The sequence below is a fragment of the Amycolatopsis aidingensis genome (assembly GCF_018885265.1).
Classification (GTDB): Bacteria; Actinomycetota; Actinomycetes; order Mycobacteriales; family Pseudonocardiaceae; genus Amycolatopsis; species Amycolatopsis aidingensis.
Map to the genome: position 1 here is coordinate 537,618 of NZ_CP076538.1, position 16,070 is coordinate 553,687.

At 70.7% G+C, this 16,070-nt stretch carries 17 protein-coding genes; 8 read left to right on the forward strand and 9 right to left on the reverse strand.

Annotation, left to right across the window (positions count from 1 at the left end):
* The first annotated feature begins 12 nt into the window (after positions 1-12).
* The 3 genes from KOI47_RS02665 to KOI47_RS02675 are packed head-to-tail and all read left to right on the forward strand — an operon-like array spanning position 13 to position 2,776.
* The gene (locus tag KOI47_RS02665) at positions 13-1,137 is read left to right on the forward strand and encodes a hypothetical protein (RefSeq protein ID WP_216213583.1); all 1,125 of its coding nucleotides are present in this window, start codon (positions 13-15) and stop codon (positions 1,135-1,137) included.
* A 53-nt stretch (positions 1,138-1,190) separates the two neighbouring features.
* Positions 1,191-1,991 (forward strand): NUDIX hydrolase, encoded by an 801-nt coding sequence (locus KOI47_RS02670; RefSeq protein ID WP_408629883.1) that lies wholly within the window; start codon positions 1,191-1,193, stop codon positions 1,989-1,991.
* Positions 1,988-2,776: an MBL fold metallo-hydrolase gene (locus tag KOI47_RS02675; protein ID WP_232376503.1), complete on the forward strand. Its 789-nt coding sequence runs from the start codon at positions 1,988-1,990 to the stop codon at positions 2,774-2,776. Before KOI47_RS02670 ends, KOI47_RS02675 begins: the two co-directional genes overlap by 4 nt.
* 31 nt (positions 2,777-2,807) lie before the next feature.
* On the opposite strand, the gene KOI47_RS02680 is transcribed toward KOI47_RS02675, so the two are convergent.
* The 3 genes from KOI47_RS02680 to KOI47_RS02690 form a co-directional block, all read right to left on the reverse strand.
* Positions 2,808-4,070, reverse strand: coding sequence for an MFS transporter (locus tag KOI47_RS02680; protein ID WP_216213593.1), 1,263 nt, complete (start codon positions 4,068-4,070; stop codon positions 2,808-2,810).
* Between the two features lie 395 nt (positions 4,071-4,465).
* Positions 4,466-5,140, reverse strand: a complete 675-nt coding sequence (locus KOI47_RS02685; RefSeq protein WP_216213596.1) for a Crp/Fnr family transcriptional regulator — start codon at positions 5,138-5,140, stop codon at positions 4,466-4,468.
* Between the two features lie 221 nt (positions 5,141-5,361).
* Positions 5,362-5,613 carry a hypothetical protein gene (locus KOI47_RS02690; protein WP_216213597.1) on the reverse strand — a complete coding sequence of 84 codons (252 nt, stop codon included), beginning with the start codon at positions 5,611-5,613 and terminating at the stop codon, positions 5,362-5,364.
* Between the two features lie 253 nt (positions 5,614-5,866).
* Between KOI47_RS02690 and nth the strand changes: the two genes are divergently transcribed.
* The 4 genes from nth to KOI47_RS02710 are packed head-to-tail and all read left to right on the forward strand — an operon-like array spanning position 5,867 to position 9,110.
* Positions 5,867-6,547 carry an endonuclease III gene (gene nth, locus KOI47_RS02695; protein ID WP_232376504.1) on the forward strand — a complete coding sequence of 227 codons (681 nt, stop codon included), beginning with the start codon at positions 5,867-5,869 and terminating at the stop codon, positions 6,545-6,547.
* Positions 6,544-7,209, forward strand: a complete 666-nt coding sequence (locus KOI47_RS02700) for a TlpA family protein disulfide reductase (RefSeq protein ID WP_216213603.1) — start codon at positions 6,544-6,546, stop codon at positions 7,207-7,209. Before nth ends, KOI47_RS02700 begins: the two co-directional genes overlap by 4 nt.
* On the forward strand, positions 7,206-7,913 hold the full coding sequence (locus KOI47_RS02705) for an NUDIX hydrolase (RefSeq protein WP_216213605.1): 708 nt from the start codon (positions 7,206-7,208) through the stop codon (positions 7,911-7,913). Before KOI47_RS02700 ends, KOI47_RS02705 begins: the two co-directional genes overlap by 4 nt.
* Before the next feature lie 9 nt (positions 7,914-7,922).
* Complete coding sequence (locus KOI47_RS02710) at positions 7,923-9,110, forward strand: MarP family serine protease (protein ID WP_216213607.1); 1,188 nt, start codon at positions 7,923-7,925, stop codon at positions 9,108-9,110.
* Between the two features lie 20 nt (positions 9,111-9,130).
* On the opposite strand, the gene KOI47_RS02715 is transcribed toward KOI47_RS02710, so the two are convergent.
* The 4 genes from KOI47_RS02715 to nhaA all read right to left on the reverse strand — a co-directional run bounded on the left by KOI47_RS02715 (position 9,131) and on the right by nhaA (position 12,944).
* Complete coding sequence (locus KOI47_RS02715; RefSeq protein ID WP_216213609.1) at positions 9,131-10,075, reverse strand: alpha/beta fold hydrolase; 945 nt, start codon at positions 10,073-10,075, stop codon at positions 9,131-9,133.
* A gap of 17 nt (positions 10,076-10,092) precedes the next feature.
* Entirely contained in the window at positions 10,093-10,632 is a 540-nt protein-coding gene (locus tag KOI47_RS02720; RefSeq protein ID WP_216213611.1) for a phage holin family protein, read from the reverse strand.
* Positions 10,633-10,681: 49 nt separating this feature from the next.
* On the reverse strand, positions 10,682-11,659 hold the full coding sequence (locus KOI47_RS02725) for a leucine-rich repeat domain-containing protein (protein WP_216213613.1): 978 nt from the start codon (positions 11,657-11,659) through the stop codon (positions 10,682-10,684).
* A gap of 76 nt (positions 11,660-11,735) precedes the next feature.
* On the reverse strand, positions 11,736-12,944 hold the full coding sequence (gene nhaA, locus KOI47_RS02730) for a Na+/H+ antiporter NhaA (protein ID WP_216213616.1): 1,209 nt from the start codon (positions 12,942-12,944) through the stop codon (positions 11,736-11,738).
* 272 nt (positions 12,945-13,216) lie between these two features.
* On the opposite strand from nhaA, the gene KOI47_RS02735 reads away from it, so the two are divergent.
* A complete protein-coding gene (locus KOI47_RS02735) occupies positions 13,217-14,683 on the forward strand; it encodes a peptide MFS transporter (RefSeq protein WP_216213618.1) in 1,467 nt (488 codons plus the stop codon).
* A 42-nt stretch (positions 14,684-14,725) separates the two neighbouring features.
* Here KOI47_RS02735 and KOI47_RS02740 read toward each other — a convergent pair whose 3' ends face one another.
* Complete coding sequence (locus KOI47_RS02740) at positions 14,726-15,445, reverse strand: VIT1/CCC1 transporter family protein (protein WP_216213623.1); 720 nt, start codon at positions 15,443-15,445, stop codon at positions 14,726-14,728.
* 76 nt (positions 15,446-15,521) lie between these two features.
* Positions 15,522-15,983 (reverse strand): DUF6319 family protein, encoded by a 462-nt coding sequence (locus tag KOI47_RS02745; protein ID WP_216213626.1) that lies wholly within the window; start codon positions 15,981-15,983, stop codon positions 15,522-15,524.
* Between the last annotated feature and the right edge of the window lie 87 nt (positions 15,984-16,070).

Genomic DNA, 16,070 nt, shown 5'->3' on the forward strand with positions numbered 1-16,070 from the left:
GGGAGTTAGGCCATGGCGGAGGTCCACGACGGCCCGGCCGGCGACGGTCTCGCCGTGCCGTTGCGGCTGCACAACCTGCTACTGGCACTGGCGGGCAGGCTGGACGACAGCGCCCTTTCCGAGGCACGCGAGCTGGTGGCTCGTTCGCATCTGGACGAGGCCGCCGAGCTCGCCGCCGGCACGTTGATCGCGGGCCGGATCCCGATGGCCGGGTCCGAGCAGCGCGAGCTGGCCCTGGTGCTGGAGATGAGCAGGTCGGACCCGACGCTGGTGGATCACGTACTCATCGACGAGGCCCATACCCCGCAGCCGCACCGGTTCACCGGGGAGAACGAGCCCGAGCGCGGGGTGGCCGAGGCACTGGAGAAGACCCTGCGGGTGCTGCCGGACCTGCGTTCGGTGCACGCCGTCTGGCGCAACACCCCGGCAGGCAGCGTGCCGGGGCCGTTGCCGCAGCGGGTGGTGCTGGTGGAGATCGGCCCGGAGGCACACCCACCCGCGGTGGCCTACCGGGTGGACGCCGCCCTGCGCCGCGCGGGCCTGCCCTCGGTGGTCGAGGTGACCGGCCCGTGGGCGGAGCGGTTCGGTTATCACGAGAGTGCCTACGGCTCGGCGAACGCGGTGTGGCTCGCGTCCTCCGCCGGTTCCGGCGGTCAGTCCTCCGGCGACCAGCGGCCGAAGAAGCGCAACCGGCACGTCTCCCCGGTTGCCGAGACGCCTGCCGAACCCGCGCGAGCCAGTGCGGTCGCCACGAGCGAGCAACCGGAGGAGTCCCCGGCGCCGAACCCGCTCGCCGTCCCGCCTGCCAGGCAGGAGGACCAGGAGGGTGTGGCCAGTACGACCGACATGAGCTCGGCGGAGGTGGCCCAGCTACGGGCTGCGCTGGCCGAGGACCATGAGACCGGCAGGGCGATCGCCGAGGGGCGGACGCGTTCCGAGGACGTCGTCGAGCTGCCCGAGCTGGACCTTGACGACCCGCAGCTGAGCGAGCGCGATCGCGAACTGCTGCGCGAGTTGCACGCCGAGCTCGCCGAGCGGGAGCGAGCCGAGGCCGCCAAGGGCAGGCCGAACAACGGCGCCAAGCGCGGTACCGAGCCACCGGCGCGGGGCTGGGCGGACGGTTTTTCCGGCGGGTGACGTGACGAGCGTCTCCCCCGGCGCGGGCATACCGGCGGCGTATGTTGCGGGGTGTGCGGCAACCGGATGATCTCAGCTTCGACGCGTCCCTGCTCAGCGATCCGCCGGAGACCCCGGCCGCGCCCAAGGACGCGGCCACGGTGATCCTGCTGCGGGACACCCCGCACGGGATGGAGGTGTTCCTGCAGCGCAGGGTCGCCGGGATGGCTTTCGCGGGCGGGATGACCGTGTTTCCCGGTGGTGGGGTGGACGAGCGCGACGCGGACGCCTCGGTGCGCTGGGCCGGGCCGCCGCCCGCGCGCTGGGCGGAATGGTTCGGCTGCCAGGAGCCGCTGGCGCGGTCGCTGGTCTGCGCCGCCGTGCGGGAGACCTTCGAGGAGTCCGGGGTCCTGCTCGCCGGCAGCCCCACCGAGGTGATCACCGATACCGCCCGGCACGCCCCGGCCAGGGACGCGCTGGTCTCCAGGGAGCTTTCGCTGGCCGCCTTCCTCGACCAGGCCGGCCTCACCCTGCGCGCCGACCTGTTGCGCCCGTGGTCGAACTGGGTGACGCCCGCCTCGGAGCCGCGGCGCTACGACACCCGGTTCTTCGTCGCGGCGCTGCCCCCGGGGCAGCGGGCCGACGGCGCCACCACGGAGGCGGAGAGTTCGGGCTGGTGGCGGCCGGAGGAGGCGCTGGCCGACGCCCGTGCGGGGCGCAGCGGCCTGATGCCGCCGACCATGAGCACCCTGGCCGAGCTCGGCGAGTTCGCCGACACGGCGGCCGTGCTCGCGGCGCCCCGGTCCATCGAGAAGATCATCCCGAACCTGGTCAGGGACGGGGACAAGGTGCGAGTGGTATGGGAGCAGGCGTGAGCCGAGACAGCACGACACGGCATCCCGCGCCCGGGGTGCTGCGGGAGGTGTCCCCGGTGGCCTCGGTGTTGCTGGAGGACAACCCTTCGGTGATGACCCTGGAGGGCACGAACAGCTGGGTCCTGCGGGCCCCCGGCGCACGTGGCTGCGTGGTGGTCGACCCCGGCTACGACGATCCCGCCCACCTGGACCGGCTGGCCGAGGTCGGCCTGGTGGAGCTGGTGGTGCTCACCCACCACCACCCCGACCACGCCGAGGGCGCACCCCGGTTCGCCGAGCGGGTGGGTGCGCCGGTCCGCGCCTTCGACCCGGGGCTGTGCCGTGGCTCGGGCCGGCTGCGGCCAGGCGAGGAGCTGGTGGCGGCCGGGCTGCGGATCGAGGTGCTGCACACCCCAGGGCACACCAGGGACTCGGTCTCCCTGCGGCTGGAGCATGCCGGGCGCCCGCAGGTGCTGACCGGTGACACCGTGCTCGGCCGTGGCACCACCGTGCTGACCGATCTCGGCGACTACCTGGACACGCTGGACGTGCTGTGCGAGCTGCCGCCGGACACCCTCGGGCTGCCGGGACACGGGCCGGAGCTTGCCGACCTCGGCGCGGTGGCCAGGGAGTACCGCGAGCACCGCAGGCAACGGCTGGACCAGGTGCGCGCGGCCCTGCGCGAACTCGGGCCGGACGCCACCCCGCGGCAGGTGGTGGAGCTGGTCTACGCCGATGTCGACCGCTCGCTGTGGGGGCCTGCGGAGGCCAGCGTCACCGCCCAGTTGGAGTACCTCCGCCGATAGGGGATGTCGTGGCTCCCGGAACAGACGCTGTTCAAGAGGTGGCGGCCATCCGGACCGGCTCGGGAACGTCCTTGGCCCCGGCCCGGACGGTCCCGCGCAGCAGCCAGACCACCACGGCCAGCAGCACTGCCGCCCCGGCCGCGGTCAGGAACGCGGTGGGCGGGCCACCGTGCTCGACCAGGTAACCACTCACCGACTGGCCGGCCGCCAGGCCCAGTGTGACCGCGGTGAGCACCCAGCCGAATGCCTCGGCCGCGGTGCCCTTCGGGGCGACCACCTCGATCACCGCGGAATGCGTCGTCGACTGCGGGGTGATCAGCGCGCCCGCGGCCAGCATCGCCAGTGCCAGTCCCCACAACGTGCCGGGCAGGGCCAGCAGGGCCACCAGCGCCCCGAACCCGCCAAGCAGCACCGGCAACCGCACCGGCATGGTGCGTGGCCATGGGCGCAGGCTGTAGGCCACCCCGAAGCCGACCGAGCTGACCGACCACACCGAGAGCAACAGTCCGCCGACCGCGGGGTGCCCGGCCTGGGTCGACGCCGCCGGGACGGCGACCTCCACGAACCCGAGTACGACGCCGAAGCCGAACACGGCGATCGCCAGGGTGCGCATGCCCGGGCTGGCCAGCGCGCCGAGCAGGCTGCCAGCGGACCGCTCGGCAGGGCCCCAGGCCCGCACGGCCGGGCTGAGCGCGAAACAAGTGGCCCCGAGGATCATGCAGGCGGCGCCGAGTGCCATCCCGGTTCCCGGCCACGGTGCGGCGATCAGCAGCCCGGCGATCCCGGGCCCGAGGATGAAGAACACCTCCATGCTGATCGCCTCGTAGGAGAACGCGGCGTTGCGGGCCGGCCCTGGCGGCAGCAGCCTGCTCCACAGCGCCCTGGAGGCCGAACCGGTCATCGGCTCGGTCAGGCCGATGCAGGCGGACAGGGCCACCAGCATGGGGGTCGGCGCGCGGGACTCGATCGCGATGATCAACACGGTCATCGCCGTGAGGAACAGTCCGATGGCGGTCAGCAACGGCCGGGTCGGGCCGAACCGGTCCATCAGCCTGCCCTGTACGACCGCGCCCACCGCGACCCCGATCAGGGCGCTGGCGGACACCAGTCCGGCGATCGCGAAGGAACCGGTAGTGCGTTGCACATACAGCAACGCGGAGATGCCGATCATCGCGATGGGTAGTCTGGCCAGCACGGACGCCGCCGCCGGACCACGCGCGCCGGGCGTGGTCAGTGCGGCGCGGTAGTCGGCGAGTGAAGCGCGGCCTTCCGCGGCCTGGGCAGACTGGGACACGCGTACCAGTATGCCGAAAATGGTACGGAGGTACCACCGGTTTTCCGGTGGGCAGGCTCACTCGTCGGAGGATTCGGTCTCGGTTAGGTAACGGAAGCGGGTTTTTCGCGAGATCCGCGCAACGAATCGATCGAGAAAGCGTCCTTGAGAGTGAACGGCCTTGAGTTGGTGGGTAGGGGTCGTGCGATGGTTGACCAACTGAACCAGCTGAACCAAGTTTCCCTCCGGATTCAGGTCGGGGCCTAACACCGGAGGGCGGGGAGCGCGGACTGTCGGGGGATGGTCCGCGCACGGCAAGAGGCCGGTGCGCCACGTCGGGGGTGGCGCCCGGCCTCTTGTCATGTCAGGGGTGACTGTGCGGTCCCGGCTCAGCCAGGACCGACGTGTCGGGTCGGTCAGCGAGCCCGGCGTGCCAGCCGCTCCGGGTCCAGGATCAGCACGCTCTTGCCCTCAAGGCGCAGCCAGCCGCGGTGCGCGAAGTCGGCCAGCGCCTTGTTCACCGTCTCCCTGGAGGCGCCGACGAACTGGGCGATCTCCTCCTGAGTCAGGTCGTGAGTGACCCGCAGCAGTCCGGCCTCCTGGCTGCCGAAGCGCTGCGCCAGCTGCAGCAGCGCCCTGGCCACCCGGCCGGGAACGTCGGTGAAGATCAGCTCGGCGACCATGTTGTTGGTCCGGCGCAGCCTCCGCGCGACCACCCGGAGCAGCTGCTCGGCGATCTCCGGCCGGGTCGAGATCCACTGGCGCAGCGCGGCCCGATCCATAGTCACCGCGCGCACCTCGGTCACCGTGGTGGCGCTCGAGGTCCGCGGACCCGGGTCGAAGATGGACAGTTCACCGAACATGTCCGAGGGGCCGAAGATCCCGAGCAGGTTCTCCCTGCCGTCCGGGGACTTGCGGCCGATCTTCACCTTGCCGGACTGGATGATGTACAGCTTGTCACCAGGCTCGCCCTCGTTGAAGATCACGTGGCCCCGCGGGAACTCCACACTCTCCAAGGTTTGGGCGAGCGCCTCGGCCGCCGCGGGTTCCACGCCCTGGAAGATGCCCGCGCGGGCCAGGGTTTCGTCCACCTCGTGCCTCCTCATCGTGTGGCGAGCCGTGATCCTCGGGCAGAGGAACGTGTCGCCTGCCACTCACATGCAGTCTAGGGCGTGCCGTGGACATCGGTCCGTGGCTCGCCGCCGGAGCGGCAAACCCGCCCGAGCGGGTGAGTAGCGGCTCCGGCGTGCGATCGTCCGGACACCGCCCGTGCGGTGACGGTGGCCGGGACGATCACGCCCAACGGGGGAGCCTAACTGCGGGCACGACGAGGGCGCAGCTTGGCTGCCCTTCCGCCGAGCCTGCGTAGCCGGAACAGCTCCAGCGCCCGCCCGATGCCGTGCCCGTACAGGGCCCTGACCTCGTTGGGTTGCGCCTGTTCCAGGAACTCCTCGACCTCTTCCTCGCGCACCGTCACGTTGCGCAGCCGGTTCTCCACCCGTTCCATGGCCAGCGCGAAGAACATGACCACGAGGGGCACCGCGATGACGAACCAGACAGTCATGGACTCCAGAGTCTCCAGATCCTCGCTGATGGCGGCTCGATCTTGCGCCAGGTGTGTGTTGTGGTGTGTCGGCCGGCCAGCTCCCCTGGGTGCGGCACCTGCTCGGGCGGTGGGCGCTACCGCTGAGGTCGGATGGCGCCCGTAGGCTATCGGGGTGTCATCCGTCGCTCGAAGCGCCCCCCGAAAGGGTGGTGGCAGTAGTCGCTCTTTCGAGGGAGAGAGTCGGCTTGCGTTAGTGAGACGTGCCAGGCGTATGAAGCGTTGCCTCGACGAGGCATATCCAAACGCCCATTGCGAGCTCGACTTCGGCACGCCGCTGGAACTGATCGTCGCCGTGGTGCTGTCCGCGCAGACCACGGATGTGCGGGTCAACTCGGTGACCCCGGCCCTGTTCGCGAAGTACCGCACCGCCGCCGACTACGCCGGGGCCGACCCGGTCGAGCTGGAGGAACTGCTGCGCCCGACCGGCTTCTTCCGGGCCAAGGCCAGGTCGTTGCTGCGGCTGGGCGCGGAGCTGGTCGAGCGGTTCGATGGCGAGGTCCCGCGCACCCTCGAGGAGCTGGTCACCCTGCCCGGGGTGGGCCGCAAGACCGCGAACGTGGTGCTCGGCAACGCCTTCGACGTGCCGGGGATCACAGTGGACACCCATTTCGGCAGGCTGGTCCGGCGCTGGGGCTGGACCGCGGAGGAGGACCCGGTCAAGGTCGAGCACGCGGTCGGTGCACTGATCCCGCGCAAGGAATGGACGATGCTCTCGCACCGGGTGATCTTTCACGGCCGCCGGATCTGCCACGCCCGTAAACCGGCCTGCGGTGCCTGCCCGCTGGCCAGGGACTGCCCTGCCTTCGGTGCGGGACCGACCGAGTTTCCCGAGGCGGCCAAGCTGGTGAAGGGACCGGAACGCGAGCACCTGCTGGCGATGGTGCCGCAGTGACGTCCCGGACCTCTCGAAGTTCCTGGACCTCGCCGACCAGGGCCGCCGTCCTCAGATGGGGACTGGTCGCCGCGGTACTGGTACTGGCGGTGGTGGTCGCGGTGCTACCGCGCGGCGAGGACGAGGCGCCGGCCGGGCGGTCACCGGGGCCAAGCGCCGCGGATCTGACCCAGGCCAGGGCGCGGGCCGCTTTGCCACCGTGTCCCGGCGGTGGGCAGGGCGAGGTCGCTGCGCTGGCCGGGGTGCCTGCCACCTGCCTCGCCGACGGCTCCCCGGTTGATCTCGGTGCCGCGCTGGCGGGCCGGACCACCCTGGTGAACATCTGGGCCACCTGGTGCGCGCCCTGCCGGGAGGAACTGCCGGTGCTGGACGCCTACGCGCGGCGCCCTGGATCGGTGCCGGTGCTGGGCGTGCAGGTGGCCAGCAGCCAGGCTGACGGCCTGGACCTGCTGGCCGAGCTGGGCGTGCGGCTGCCGAACCTGCACGATGGTGCGGGTATGACCGCGGGGCCGGTGCGCACGGCACTGCGGGTACCGCAGGCCCTGCCTGCCTCCTACCTGGTGACCGCCGATGGCGAGGTCCGGTTCATCGCGGATCCGCGGCTGTTCACCGATGTCGACGCGGTGCGCGCGGCTGTCGACTCCTACGGTGGTGCCACGTGACTGGTGCGCTGGTGCGGCCGGGTACGGTTCCCGGCTGGTTACGCCCGCTGGTGGAGGTCAGTGGCGAGCTGGACGCGCGGACCTTCACCGCCTTCCGCCCGCCCCGCGGCACCGCCACCCGCCCGGCCTCGGTGCTGGTGCTGTTCGGCGAGCAGCGTGGTGAGCCGGACGTGCTGCTGCTGCGCAGGGCCGAGACCCTCGGCTCGCATGCAGGCCAGGTGGCCTTCCCCGGCGGCGGGGCAGAGGACGGCGACGGCGGACCGGTGGCCACCGCGCTGCGGGAGGCCGAGGAGGAGACCGGCGTGGACCCCTCCGGGGTGCGCCCGGTCGCCCTGCTTCCGGAGCTGTACGTCCCGGTGTCCGGGTTCGCCGTCACCCCGGTGCTGGCGCACTGGGACGCACCGTCCCCGGTGCGAGCCGTGGATCCGGGTGAGACCGCAGCGGTGGCGCGGGTGCCGATCGCCGAACTGGTCGCCCCGGAGAACCGTTTCCAGGTGCACAAGGCCGGTTCCGGATGGCGCGGCCCCGCCTTCGAGGTCGATGGCCTTTTCGTGTGGGGCTTCACCGCCGGGCTGCTCGCCGTCCTGCTCACCCTGGGTGGGTGGGAACGCGAATGGGACCGCTCGGATGTGCGGGACGTTGACGTAGCGTTGGCCGAGCACGAGGCCCGTACCAGGGCCGGATGGGACGACAGCAGTGGGTAGGGAGCGGGCGTGAACTGGGTCGACGTGCTGGTCGTGCTGCTGGCCGTGCTGGCGGCGGTGTCCGGCGCGCGGCAGGGCGTGGTGATCGCACTGCCCGCCTTCCTCGGAGTGGTGCTGGGCGCGGTGCTCGGCATCCGGCTCGCCCCGCTGATCGTGGACCTGTTCGAGAGCGTGGTCGCCAGGGTCGCGTTCGCGGTGGCCACCGTGGTCTTCCTGATCGCGCTGGGGGAGACCCTCGGCGTGTGGATCGGCAACAGGATCAAACGCCGGATCCGGTCTCCCAAGCTGTCCGGGGTGGACAACACCTTCGGCGCGATCGTGCAGGGTGCGGTGGTCTTCGTGGTCGCCTGGCTGATCGCGTTACCGCTGACCAGCGTGGCCGGGCTGCCGGGACTGGCCTCGGCGATCAACAACTCGAAGGTGCTCGGCGGCGTCAACTCGGTGATGCCGCACGCGGCGCAGAACCTGCCCAACGAGCTGCGCAAGCTGCTGATCGACGAATCCGGGTTCCCGTTCATCCTCGAGCCGTTCGACAAGGCGCCGATCAACGAGATCGAGCCCCCGGATCCGAGCCTGCAGAACAGCCCGGTCGTGCAACAGTTGCGGGACAGCGTGCTGAAGGTGCGCGGCGCGGCGCCCTCGTGTTCCCGTGCGCTGGAGGGCACCGGGTTCGTGATCGCACCGCAGCGGGTGATGACCAACGCCCACGTGGTGGCCGGTACCAACGAGGTGGCGCTGGAGACCGGGCGGGGCAGGGTGCCTGCCAGGGTGGTGTACTTCGACCCGGAGACCGACGTCGCTATCCTCGCTGCGCCCGCGCTGGAGGCGCCGTCGATGCGGTTCGCGCCGCGGCCCGCACAGGCCGGGGACGACGCGATCGTGCTCGGCTACCCGCTGGACGGCCCCTACACCGCGCGGGAGGCGCGGGTGCGGGCGCAGATCAACCTGCGTGGCCCGGACATCTACGACGAGCAGACCGTGCAGCGCCAGGTTTTCACCGTGCGCGGCGAGGTGCGCAGCGGAAACTCCGGCGGCCCTCTGGTGGACCCGAACGGCAGGGTGATCGGGGTGGTGTTCGGAGCCGCGGTGGACGACCAGGACACCGGGTTCGTGCTGACCGCCGAGGAGGTCCGCCCCGAGGTGCAGGCCGCGCCCGGCTTCGGCGCGCGGGTGAACACCGGCCCCTGCACGGCTTGAGCAACCGGTGCACGAACGGCTCAATCGGGCAGGCCGGCGAGGAAGTCCGTGAGCAGGTCCCCGGTCTGCCGCGCGGCCTCCAACTGCGGGAAATGTCCCACCTCGGGCAGGCGTTCGAACCGCGAGCGCGGCCCCAGCCACGGTGCCGAGGCGCGGGCGGTTGCCGGCAGTACGCAGGCATCGTCCTCGCCGTGCAGCTGCAGCACGGGGACCCGCACCCGCGCGTCCACCGCCTCGGCGAACCGCCTGCCCTCACCGCGGAACTGGGCCCGGAAGGCCCAGCGGTAGTACTCCAGCGCGCTGTGCGCGACATGCGGTACCAGCATGGCCGCGCGCAGCCTGCGCGCGGTGTCGGCGAACTCGGCGGTCGCGCTCCACCGCGGGTGGGAGAACTCGCGCAGCCATCGCTCCACCGCCTCCGCCTCCGCACGGACCAGCCCGCGTTCCGGCAGCAGCGGGAGCTGGGCACGGAACAGCTGCCCGAGCGCGCGGGTCTGGTTGGCAGGCCGCCTGCGCAGCGCGGTGCGCGGGATCGCGGCCCGCAGCGCCAGCGGGTGCGCGCCTGCCAGCACGCTCACCGAGCCGACCATTCTGGGATGCAGGGTCGCCGCCGTCCAGGCGAGCAGGCCGCCCCAGGCATGCCCGACCAGATGCGCCCTTGGCTCCCCGAGCGCGCGGACCAGTCCGGCCACGTCGCCGGACAGCGTCCAGGCGTCGTAGCCGCGGGGTGGTTTGTCCGAGTCCCCGTATCCGCGGAGGTCGACGGCTACCGCGCGGTACCCGGCCTCGGCCAGGGTGAGCAGCTGGTGCCGCCAGACCCACCAGAACCCGGCGAAGCCGTGCAGCAGCAACACCATCGGGCCGGAGCCTGCCTCCGCGATGTGCAACCGGATCCCGTTCGCGGAGACGTCGCGGTGCGTCCACGGGCCGTCGATCCGGACGCTGGACGGATCGGGTGCTCGCACCAGGCGGTTCTACCCGGTCAGCCGCGTTGCGCGCCGGGCACCGGCGCGGCCTGCTCCGGGGTGGTCGCCAGCTCGTCCCCGCTGTCGCGGCGGGGACGTAGCGCGGCCGCGGTCTCCCGGAAGCTGTTGATCGTGCGTTCCGGTGCGCGCAGCTTCTTCACCTTCAGGTAGCCGAGCAGCAGGAAGAACGCCACGGTCACGAGCATCAGCCCGAACACGATGGCGAAGGCCGCCCAGCGCTGCAGCCACTCGGACAGCAGCTCACCGAGGAAGAAAAAGAAGAAGAACGAGCTGTACAGCGCGACGACCAGGGCGATGATGAAGAAGATGCTGCCCTTGAGGCCCTTCTTCGCCTCCCTGGCCACCTCGGACTTGGCGAGCTCGACCTCGGCGCGCACCAGGGTCGAGAGGTGCTCCGTGGCGTCCCGGACCAGGTTGCCGACCGAGCGGTCACCCTCGGCCGCGCCGTCGGCGTCTTCGGAGAGCGGAACGTAGGGCACCCAGCCACCGCCGTCCTTGTCGTTGAATTGGTGCTTGGGGCTGCTCACGTGCCACATCGTGCCATGCGCCCCTCGGGCGGGCGCGCAGGGCGCGCAGGGGTGCTGGTCACGGCCGGTGCGTTTTCCAGTCCGGCCCGCGCAGGTCGGCGCCCGGCCGCTGGCGCAGGCCGGCCAGCTGACCGGCGTGGATGCCCTCGTTGCCGCCGAGGAACAGCAGGTCCAGCTCGGTGAGCCCGGCCAGCGGACGGATGTCCCGGACGGCGTTGTCGGCGAGCCCGAGCTGGCGCAGCCGCACCAGGCCTGCCAGCGGGGCCAGGTCCGTGGTGCCGCTGGCCCACAGGTAAAGGCTGCGCAACTCGGTGAGTCCGGCGAGCGGCTCGAGGTCGTGCAGCGGGTTCTCGGAGAGGTCGAGGCTGCGCAGGCCACTGAGTCCGCGCAGCGGCGCGAGCGAGCCGATCCGGTTGGCGCGCAGGTTCACCGAGGTCAGCGTGGTGAGGCCGGCGAGGGGCGTCAGGTCGGTGATTCGGTTCTGGGCGGCGTCCAGGTGCTCGAGGGCAGGCAACTCGTCCAGCCCGGCGAGCGAGCCGATCCGGTTGTCGGTGAGTTCGAGTGAGCGCAGCCTGCCGTGCCCGCGCAGCTCCGGCGCCGCGGTCAGCGAGTTGGCGCCCAGGTCGAGCCGGGTCAGGTAGTGCAGTTCGCGGGCGAACCGTAGTTCGCCGAGTGCGTTGCCGTACAGATCGAGCCAGGTCAGGCTGGTCATTCCGGCCAGCGGGGTGGCATCGGTGATCCGGTTGCCGCGCAGGCCGAGCGCGGGCAGCCGGTCCAGCCCCGCCAGCGGCCGCAGGTCGGTGAGCTGGTTGAAGCTCAGAAACAGCCCGGTCAGGTTCGGCAACCCGGCCAGCGGGCCCAGGTCGGTGAGCTCGTTGTGGTCCAGGCGCAGCACCCGCAACTGCGGGTACCGCTCGATCCCACTGAGGTCGGTGATGCCGGAACGGCTGGCGTCCAGTGCCCGCAGGGTGCCGTCCTCCGCGCGCGGGGCGCGCGCCACGGCCCGCCGCAGGTTCGGGTCGGACAAGGTGTTCATGCCAATTGAGTATACATACCGGTCGGTATACCTCAAGGCGCGTGCCGGGCCGCGGTCGGCGACCCGGTGGGCTTGGTCAGACGTTGTTCTCCGCGCTGTGGGCGCGGCTGCGCCGCACCAGCAGCGCGGCCGCGGTGAGCGAGGCGATGGCCGAGGCGAGCAGTACGGCGGCCTTGGCCAGCTCGGTCGTCTCCCCGGTCAGCGAGAGGTCGGCGATCAGCAGGCTCACCGTGAACCCGACGCCGCCGAGCATCGCCAGTGCCGCGATATCTCGCCATCCCACCCCGCGGGGCAGGGTGGCCAGTCTGGTCCGCACCGCCAGCACGCTGGCGCCGAAGATGCCGATGAACTTGCCGCCGACCAGCCCGATCATCACCGCCAGCGGCAGCGCACCGGTGAACACCTCGCCCAGCGACTCGCCGCTGACCTCGATCCCGGCCGCGAACAGCGCGAACACCGGGACCGCGAGCGCCGCCGACCACGGCTGTAGCCGGTGCTCGAGCCGGATCGCGGGCGCCTCGTGTTCCTCGGGGTCCGGGCGCACCCTGGTCAGCAGGCCGAGCGCGACCCCGGCGATCGTGGCGTGGATGCCTGCGGAGTGCACCGCGACCCAGGTGATCACCGCGAGCGGTACGTACAGCCAGGGGGTGCGGATGCGCTTGTGCTGCAACCAGGCGTAGAGCGCGAGGGATGCCACCGCGATGCCGCCCGCGACCAGGTCGAACTTCGTGGTGAACAGCACCGCGATGACGATGATCGCGCCGAGATCGTCGACCACGGCGAGGGAGAGCAGGAAGACCCGCGCGCTGCTCGGCAGGTTGGAGCCGGTCACCGCGAGCACACCGAGTGCGAAGGCGATGTCGGTGGCCACCGGGATGGCCCAGGCCTGGTCCATCCCCGGCTCGCCCCAGCCGATGGACAGCGCGATCGCCGCGGGGATGATCATGCCGCCGATCGCCGCCACGATCGGCAACGTCGCCGCCTTCAGGTTGGACAGCTCGCCGACCACCATCTCGCGTTTGAGCTCGAGCCCCACGACGAAGAAGAACAGCGCGAGCAGGCCGTCCTTGGCCCAGTCACCGACGGAGAGGTTCAGGTGCAGCAGCTCGGGACCGATCTCGAATTCCCGGATCGAGCGGTAGATGTCACCGAGTGGTGAGTTGGCCCAGATGAGTGCGACCGCGGTCGCCACGAGCAGGATGATCCCGCCGGTGGTCTCGGTGCGCAGGTAGCGGGCGAACTCGGCGACGGCCTGACCCGGGCGACGCGGTTCCGGTGCGTTCACAGGCGAAACTCCCAATAGTGCGGTCGATGGCCTCTACGCCGACCAGACTTCCCGGCACACCTTCACGAAATTTTAGCGTGCGAGCGGTCGCCGTGATCGTCATCGTGGGAATGCCCACTTGGTTGCATCCTGTATGCACTCCGGGTAGGTGGCTCGATACCGGGCATATCCGGCATGTTGATCCGGCACGACCATGCGCCCTATTGAGTCAAAGTCCGCCCACTCTACGATGCTGCTGACAACGATGTCTAAACCACGAGGATGGGCGAGTTGTGAGTACCTCTACCGAGGTCGGACACGGCCAACCGGACAGGTCGTTCTTCGGGCACCCACGAGGGCTGGTGAACCTGTTCGGTACCGAGATGTGGGAGCGCTTCTCCTTCTACGGGATGCAGGCGATCCTCACCATCTACCTCTACTACGAGGTGGCGGACGGCGGGCTGGGCCTGCCGCGGGACAGCGCGACCAGTGTGGTCGGTGCATACGGCGGGCTGGTCTACCTTTCCACCATCGTCGGCGCCTGGGTCGCGGACCGGCTGCTCGGCAGGCAGCGCACCCTGTTCTACAGCGCGATACTGATCATGTTCGGGCACATCTCGCTGGCGTTGCTGCCCGGACTGGCAGGGGTCGGGGTCGGCCTTGCTGCGGTGGGACTCGGCGCCGGTGGTCTCAAAGGCAACGCGACCTCGCTGGTGGGGTCGCTGTACGCGAAGGAGGACGAACGCAGGGACGCCGCCTTCTCCATCTTCTACCTCGGCATCAACCTCGGTGCCTTCCTCGGGCAGATCCTGACCGGACTGGTCCAGGAGGAAGTCGGTTTCCACTACGGATTCGGGCTGGCCGCGCTCGGGATGGCCATCGGCCTGGTGCAGTACACCCTCGGGCGGAAGAACCTCAGCGCGGACGCCGATGTGGTGGCGAACCCGCTGCCCGCGGCCCAGCGGCCACTGGCGGTCGGCGGGGCGCTGGCCGTGGTCGCCGCGATCGTGCTGCTGGTGATGACCGGGGCGATCACTCCGGCGAACCTGGCCGATGTCACCCTCGTGGTGATCATCGTGGCGGTGCTCGCCTACTTCACGGTCATCCTGACCAGCCGGAAGATCACCACGGTGGAGCGCAAGCGGGTGTTCAGCTTCATTCCGATGTTCCTGGCCAGCTTCGTGTTCTTCTCGCTGTTCCAGCAGCAGTACACCCTGGTGATCATCTACGCGGACAAACGGATCGACCGGGGCATCTTCGGCTGGGAGATGCCGGTGGCCTGGGCCAACTCGTTCAACCCGGTGTTCATCATCCTGCTGGCCGGGGTGTTCGCGGCGATGTGGACCAAGCTCGGCTCGCGCCAGCCGTCCACCCCGATCAAGTTCGCCCTCGGCACCATCACCATCGGCATCGCATACCTGGTGTTCCTGCTGTTCGCGGGCGGAACGGGGAACAGCACCCCGTTGCTGATCCTGGTGCTGATCATGCTCATCTTCACCGTCGGTGAGCTGATGCTGTCCCCGGTGGGGCTTTCCCTTTCCACCAAGCTGGCCCCGGAGGCGTTCCGCACGCAGATGGTGGCGCTGAACTTCCTTTCCATCGCGCTCGGCTCGACCATGGCCGGGTGGCTGGCGGGCTACTACAGCGTGGACAACGAGGCGCCGTACTTCGCGCTGGTCGGCGGTGCCTCGATCGCGTTCGGCCTGCTGCTGGTGCTGCTGACGCCGTTCATCAAGAAGCTGATGAGCGGGGTGCGCTAGCGGGTCAGGTGGTCCGCGCGGCTTTCCGGCCGCGCGGACCACTCATACCGCCGCGCCGAACAGGGTGCCGACCAGGTAGGTGACCACCATCGTCAGCGCGCCGACACCGACGTTGCGGGCGATGGCCCTGCCGATCCGGGCCCTGCCGAGCCACCCGCTCACCAGGCCGGTCAGCGCGAGGCTGAGCACCACCGCCGTACCGCAGGCCCACACCCTGGCCGATGCCGACGGCAGGGTGATCGCCACCAGCGGCAGCAGCGCGCCGATGGCGAACGCGAGCAGCGAGGCCCATGCCGCCTGCCACGGGCTGGTCAGGTGGTCCGGGTCGATCCGCAGCTCGGCCTCGGCATGCGCCTGCAGGGCGTCCTTCGCGGTGAGTTCCTGCGCGACCCGCGCGGCCAGTTCCGGGGAGAGTCCCTTGTGCTGGTAGATCTCGGCCAGTTCGCGTTCCTCGGCCTCCGGCATCATCGCCAGCTCCTGGCGCTCGAGCCGCAGCATGGCCCGCTCGGAATCGCGCTGGCTGCTGACCGAGACGTACTCACCGCCCGCCATGGAAAGGGCACCTGCCACCAGTCCGGCTATTCCGGCGGTGAGGATGACCATCCGGTCCGTGGTCGCTCCGGCCACGCCGACGACGAGACCGGCGACGGAGACGATGCCGTCGTTCGCGCCGAGCACTCCCGCGCGTAGCGAGTTGAGTTTGCTGCCGAAATTTTCGTGGTGCGCCTCGTCGGAATGGGCGGGCTCCGGCGTGTCCGTCACCCGTCCAGTGAAGCACGTGAGCCGGGGTGGGTACCGGTCGAAACCGGCACCCACTCCGGCTTCCCGATAGTCGTGCTCAGCTTTCCAGCTCGGCCAGGGCCTGCTTGGCCTGCTGGAGCTCGGCCTCGAGCTGAGCGACCTTGGCCTGCTGCTGCTCGCGAGCCGCGTCGATCACCTCGTCGATCGGGCCGGACAGGTCGGTGTGCAGTTCCTTCGCCGCGCGGGAGACGGCCGCGGCGGGGATCTCCAGCCCGCGGGCGACCCACTTGCTGCCGTGCTTGAGTTCGGCCTGCCACTCACCGTCGGCCGTGCCGGTGACGGTCAGGGTCAGCTCGACGGTCCGGGTCTTCTTCGCGGTGGCGCCCTTGGGCCTGCCGCGCTTGGGCTTGGCCTGCTCCTCGGCACCGGTCTCGGTTTCGGGGGCGGTGCTGCCGTTGCTGCCGCTGTCGGCAGCGTCGGGGGACTGCTCGGAGACCTCGCCGTTCGCCGGGCTCTCCGGGGTTTCTTCCTGCTGCTCTGTCAAGGAATCCACGGTCATCGTCGGTGTCGTCTCCTTGCCGGATGGATGGGTTCTCCCGCGCGCCAGCGTAGAACATCCGTTCGATTACTCCGCGTGGGGGTCGGC

What these genes read in the sequence shown, in the direction of transcription:
- KOI47_RS02745 (WP_216213626.1), bottom strand. Translation starts at nt 15,983, where the DNA reads ATGACCGTGGATTCCTTGACAGAGCAGCAGGAAGAAACCCCGGAGAGC.
- nth (WP_232376504.1), top strand. Translation starts at nt 5,867, where the DNA reads ATGAAGCGTTGCCTCGACGAGGCATATCCAAACGCCCATTGCGAGCTC.
- KOI47_RS02725 (WP_216213613.1), bottom strand. Translation starts at nt 11,659, where the DNA reads ATGAACACCTTGTCCGACCCGAACCTGCGGCGGGCCGTGGCGCGCGCC.
- KOI47_RS02690 (WP_216213597.1), bottom strand. Translation starts at nt 5,613, where the DNA reads ATGACTGTCTGGTTCGTCATCGCGGTGCCCCTCGTGGTCATGTTCTTC.
- KOI47_RS02665 (WP_216213583.1), top strand. Translation starts at nt 13, where the DNA reads ATGGCGGAGGTCCACGACGGCCCGGCCGGCGACGGTCTCGCCGTGCCG.
- KOI47_RS02720 (WP_216213611.1), bottom strand. Translation starts at nt 10,632, where the DNA reads ATGTGGCACGTGAGCAGCCCCAAGCACCAATTCAACGACAAGGACGGC.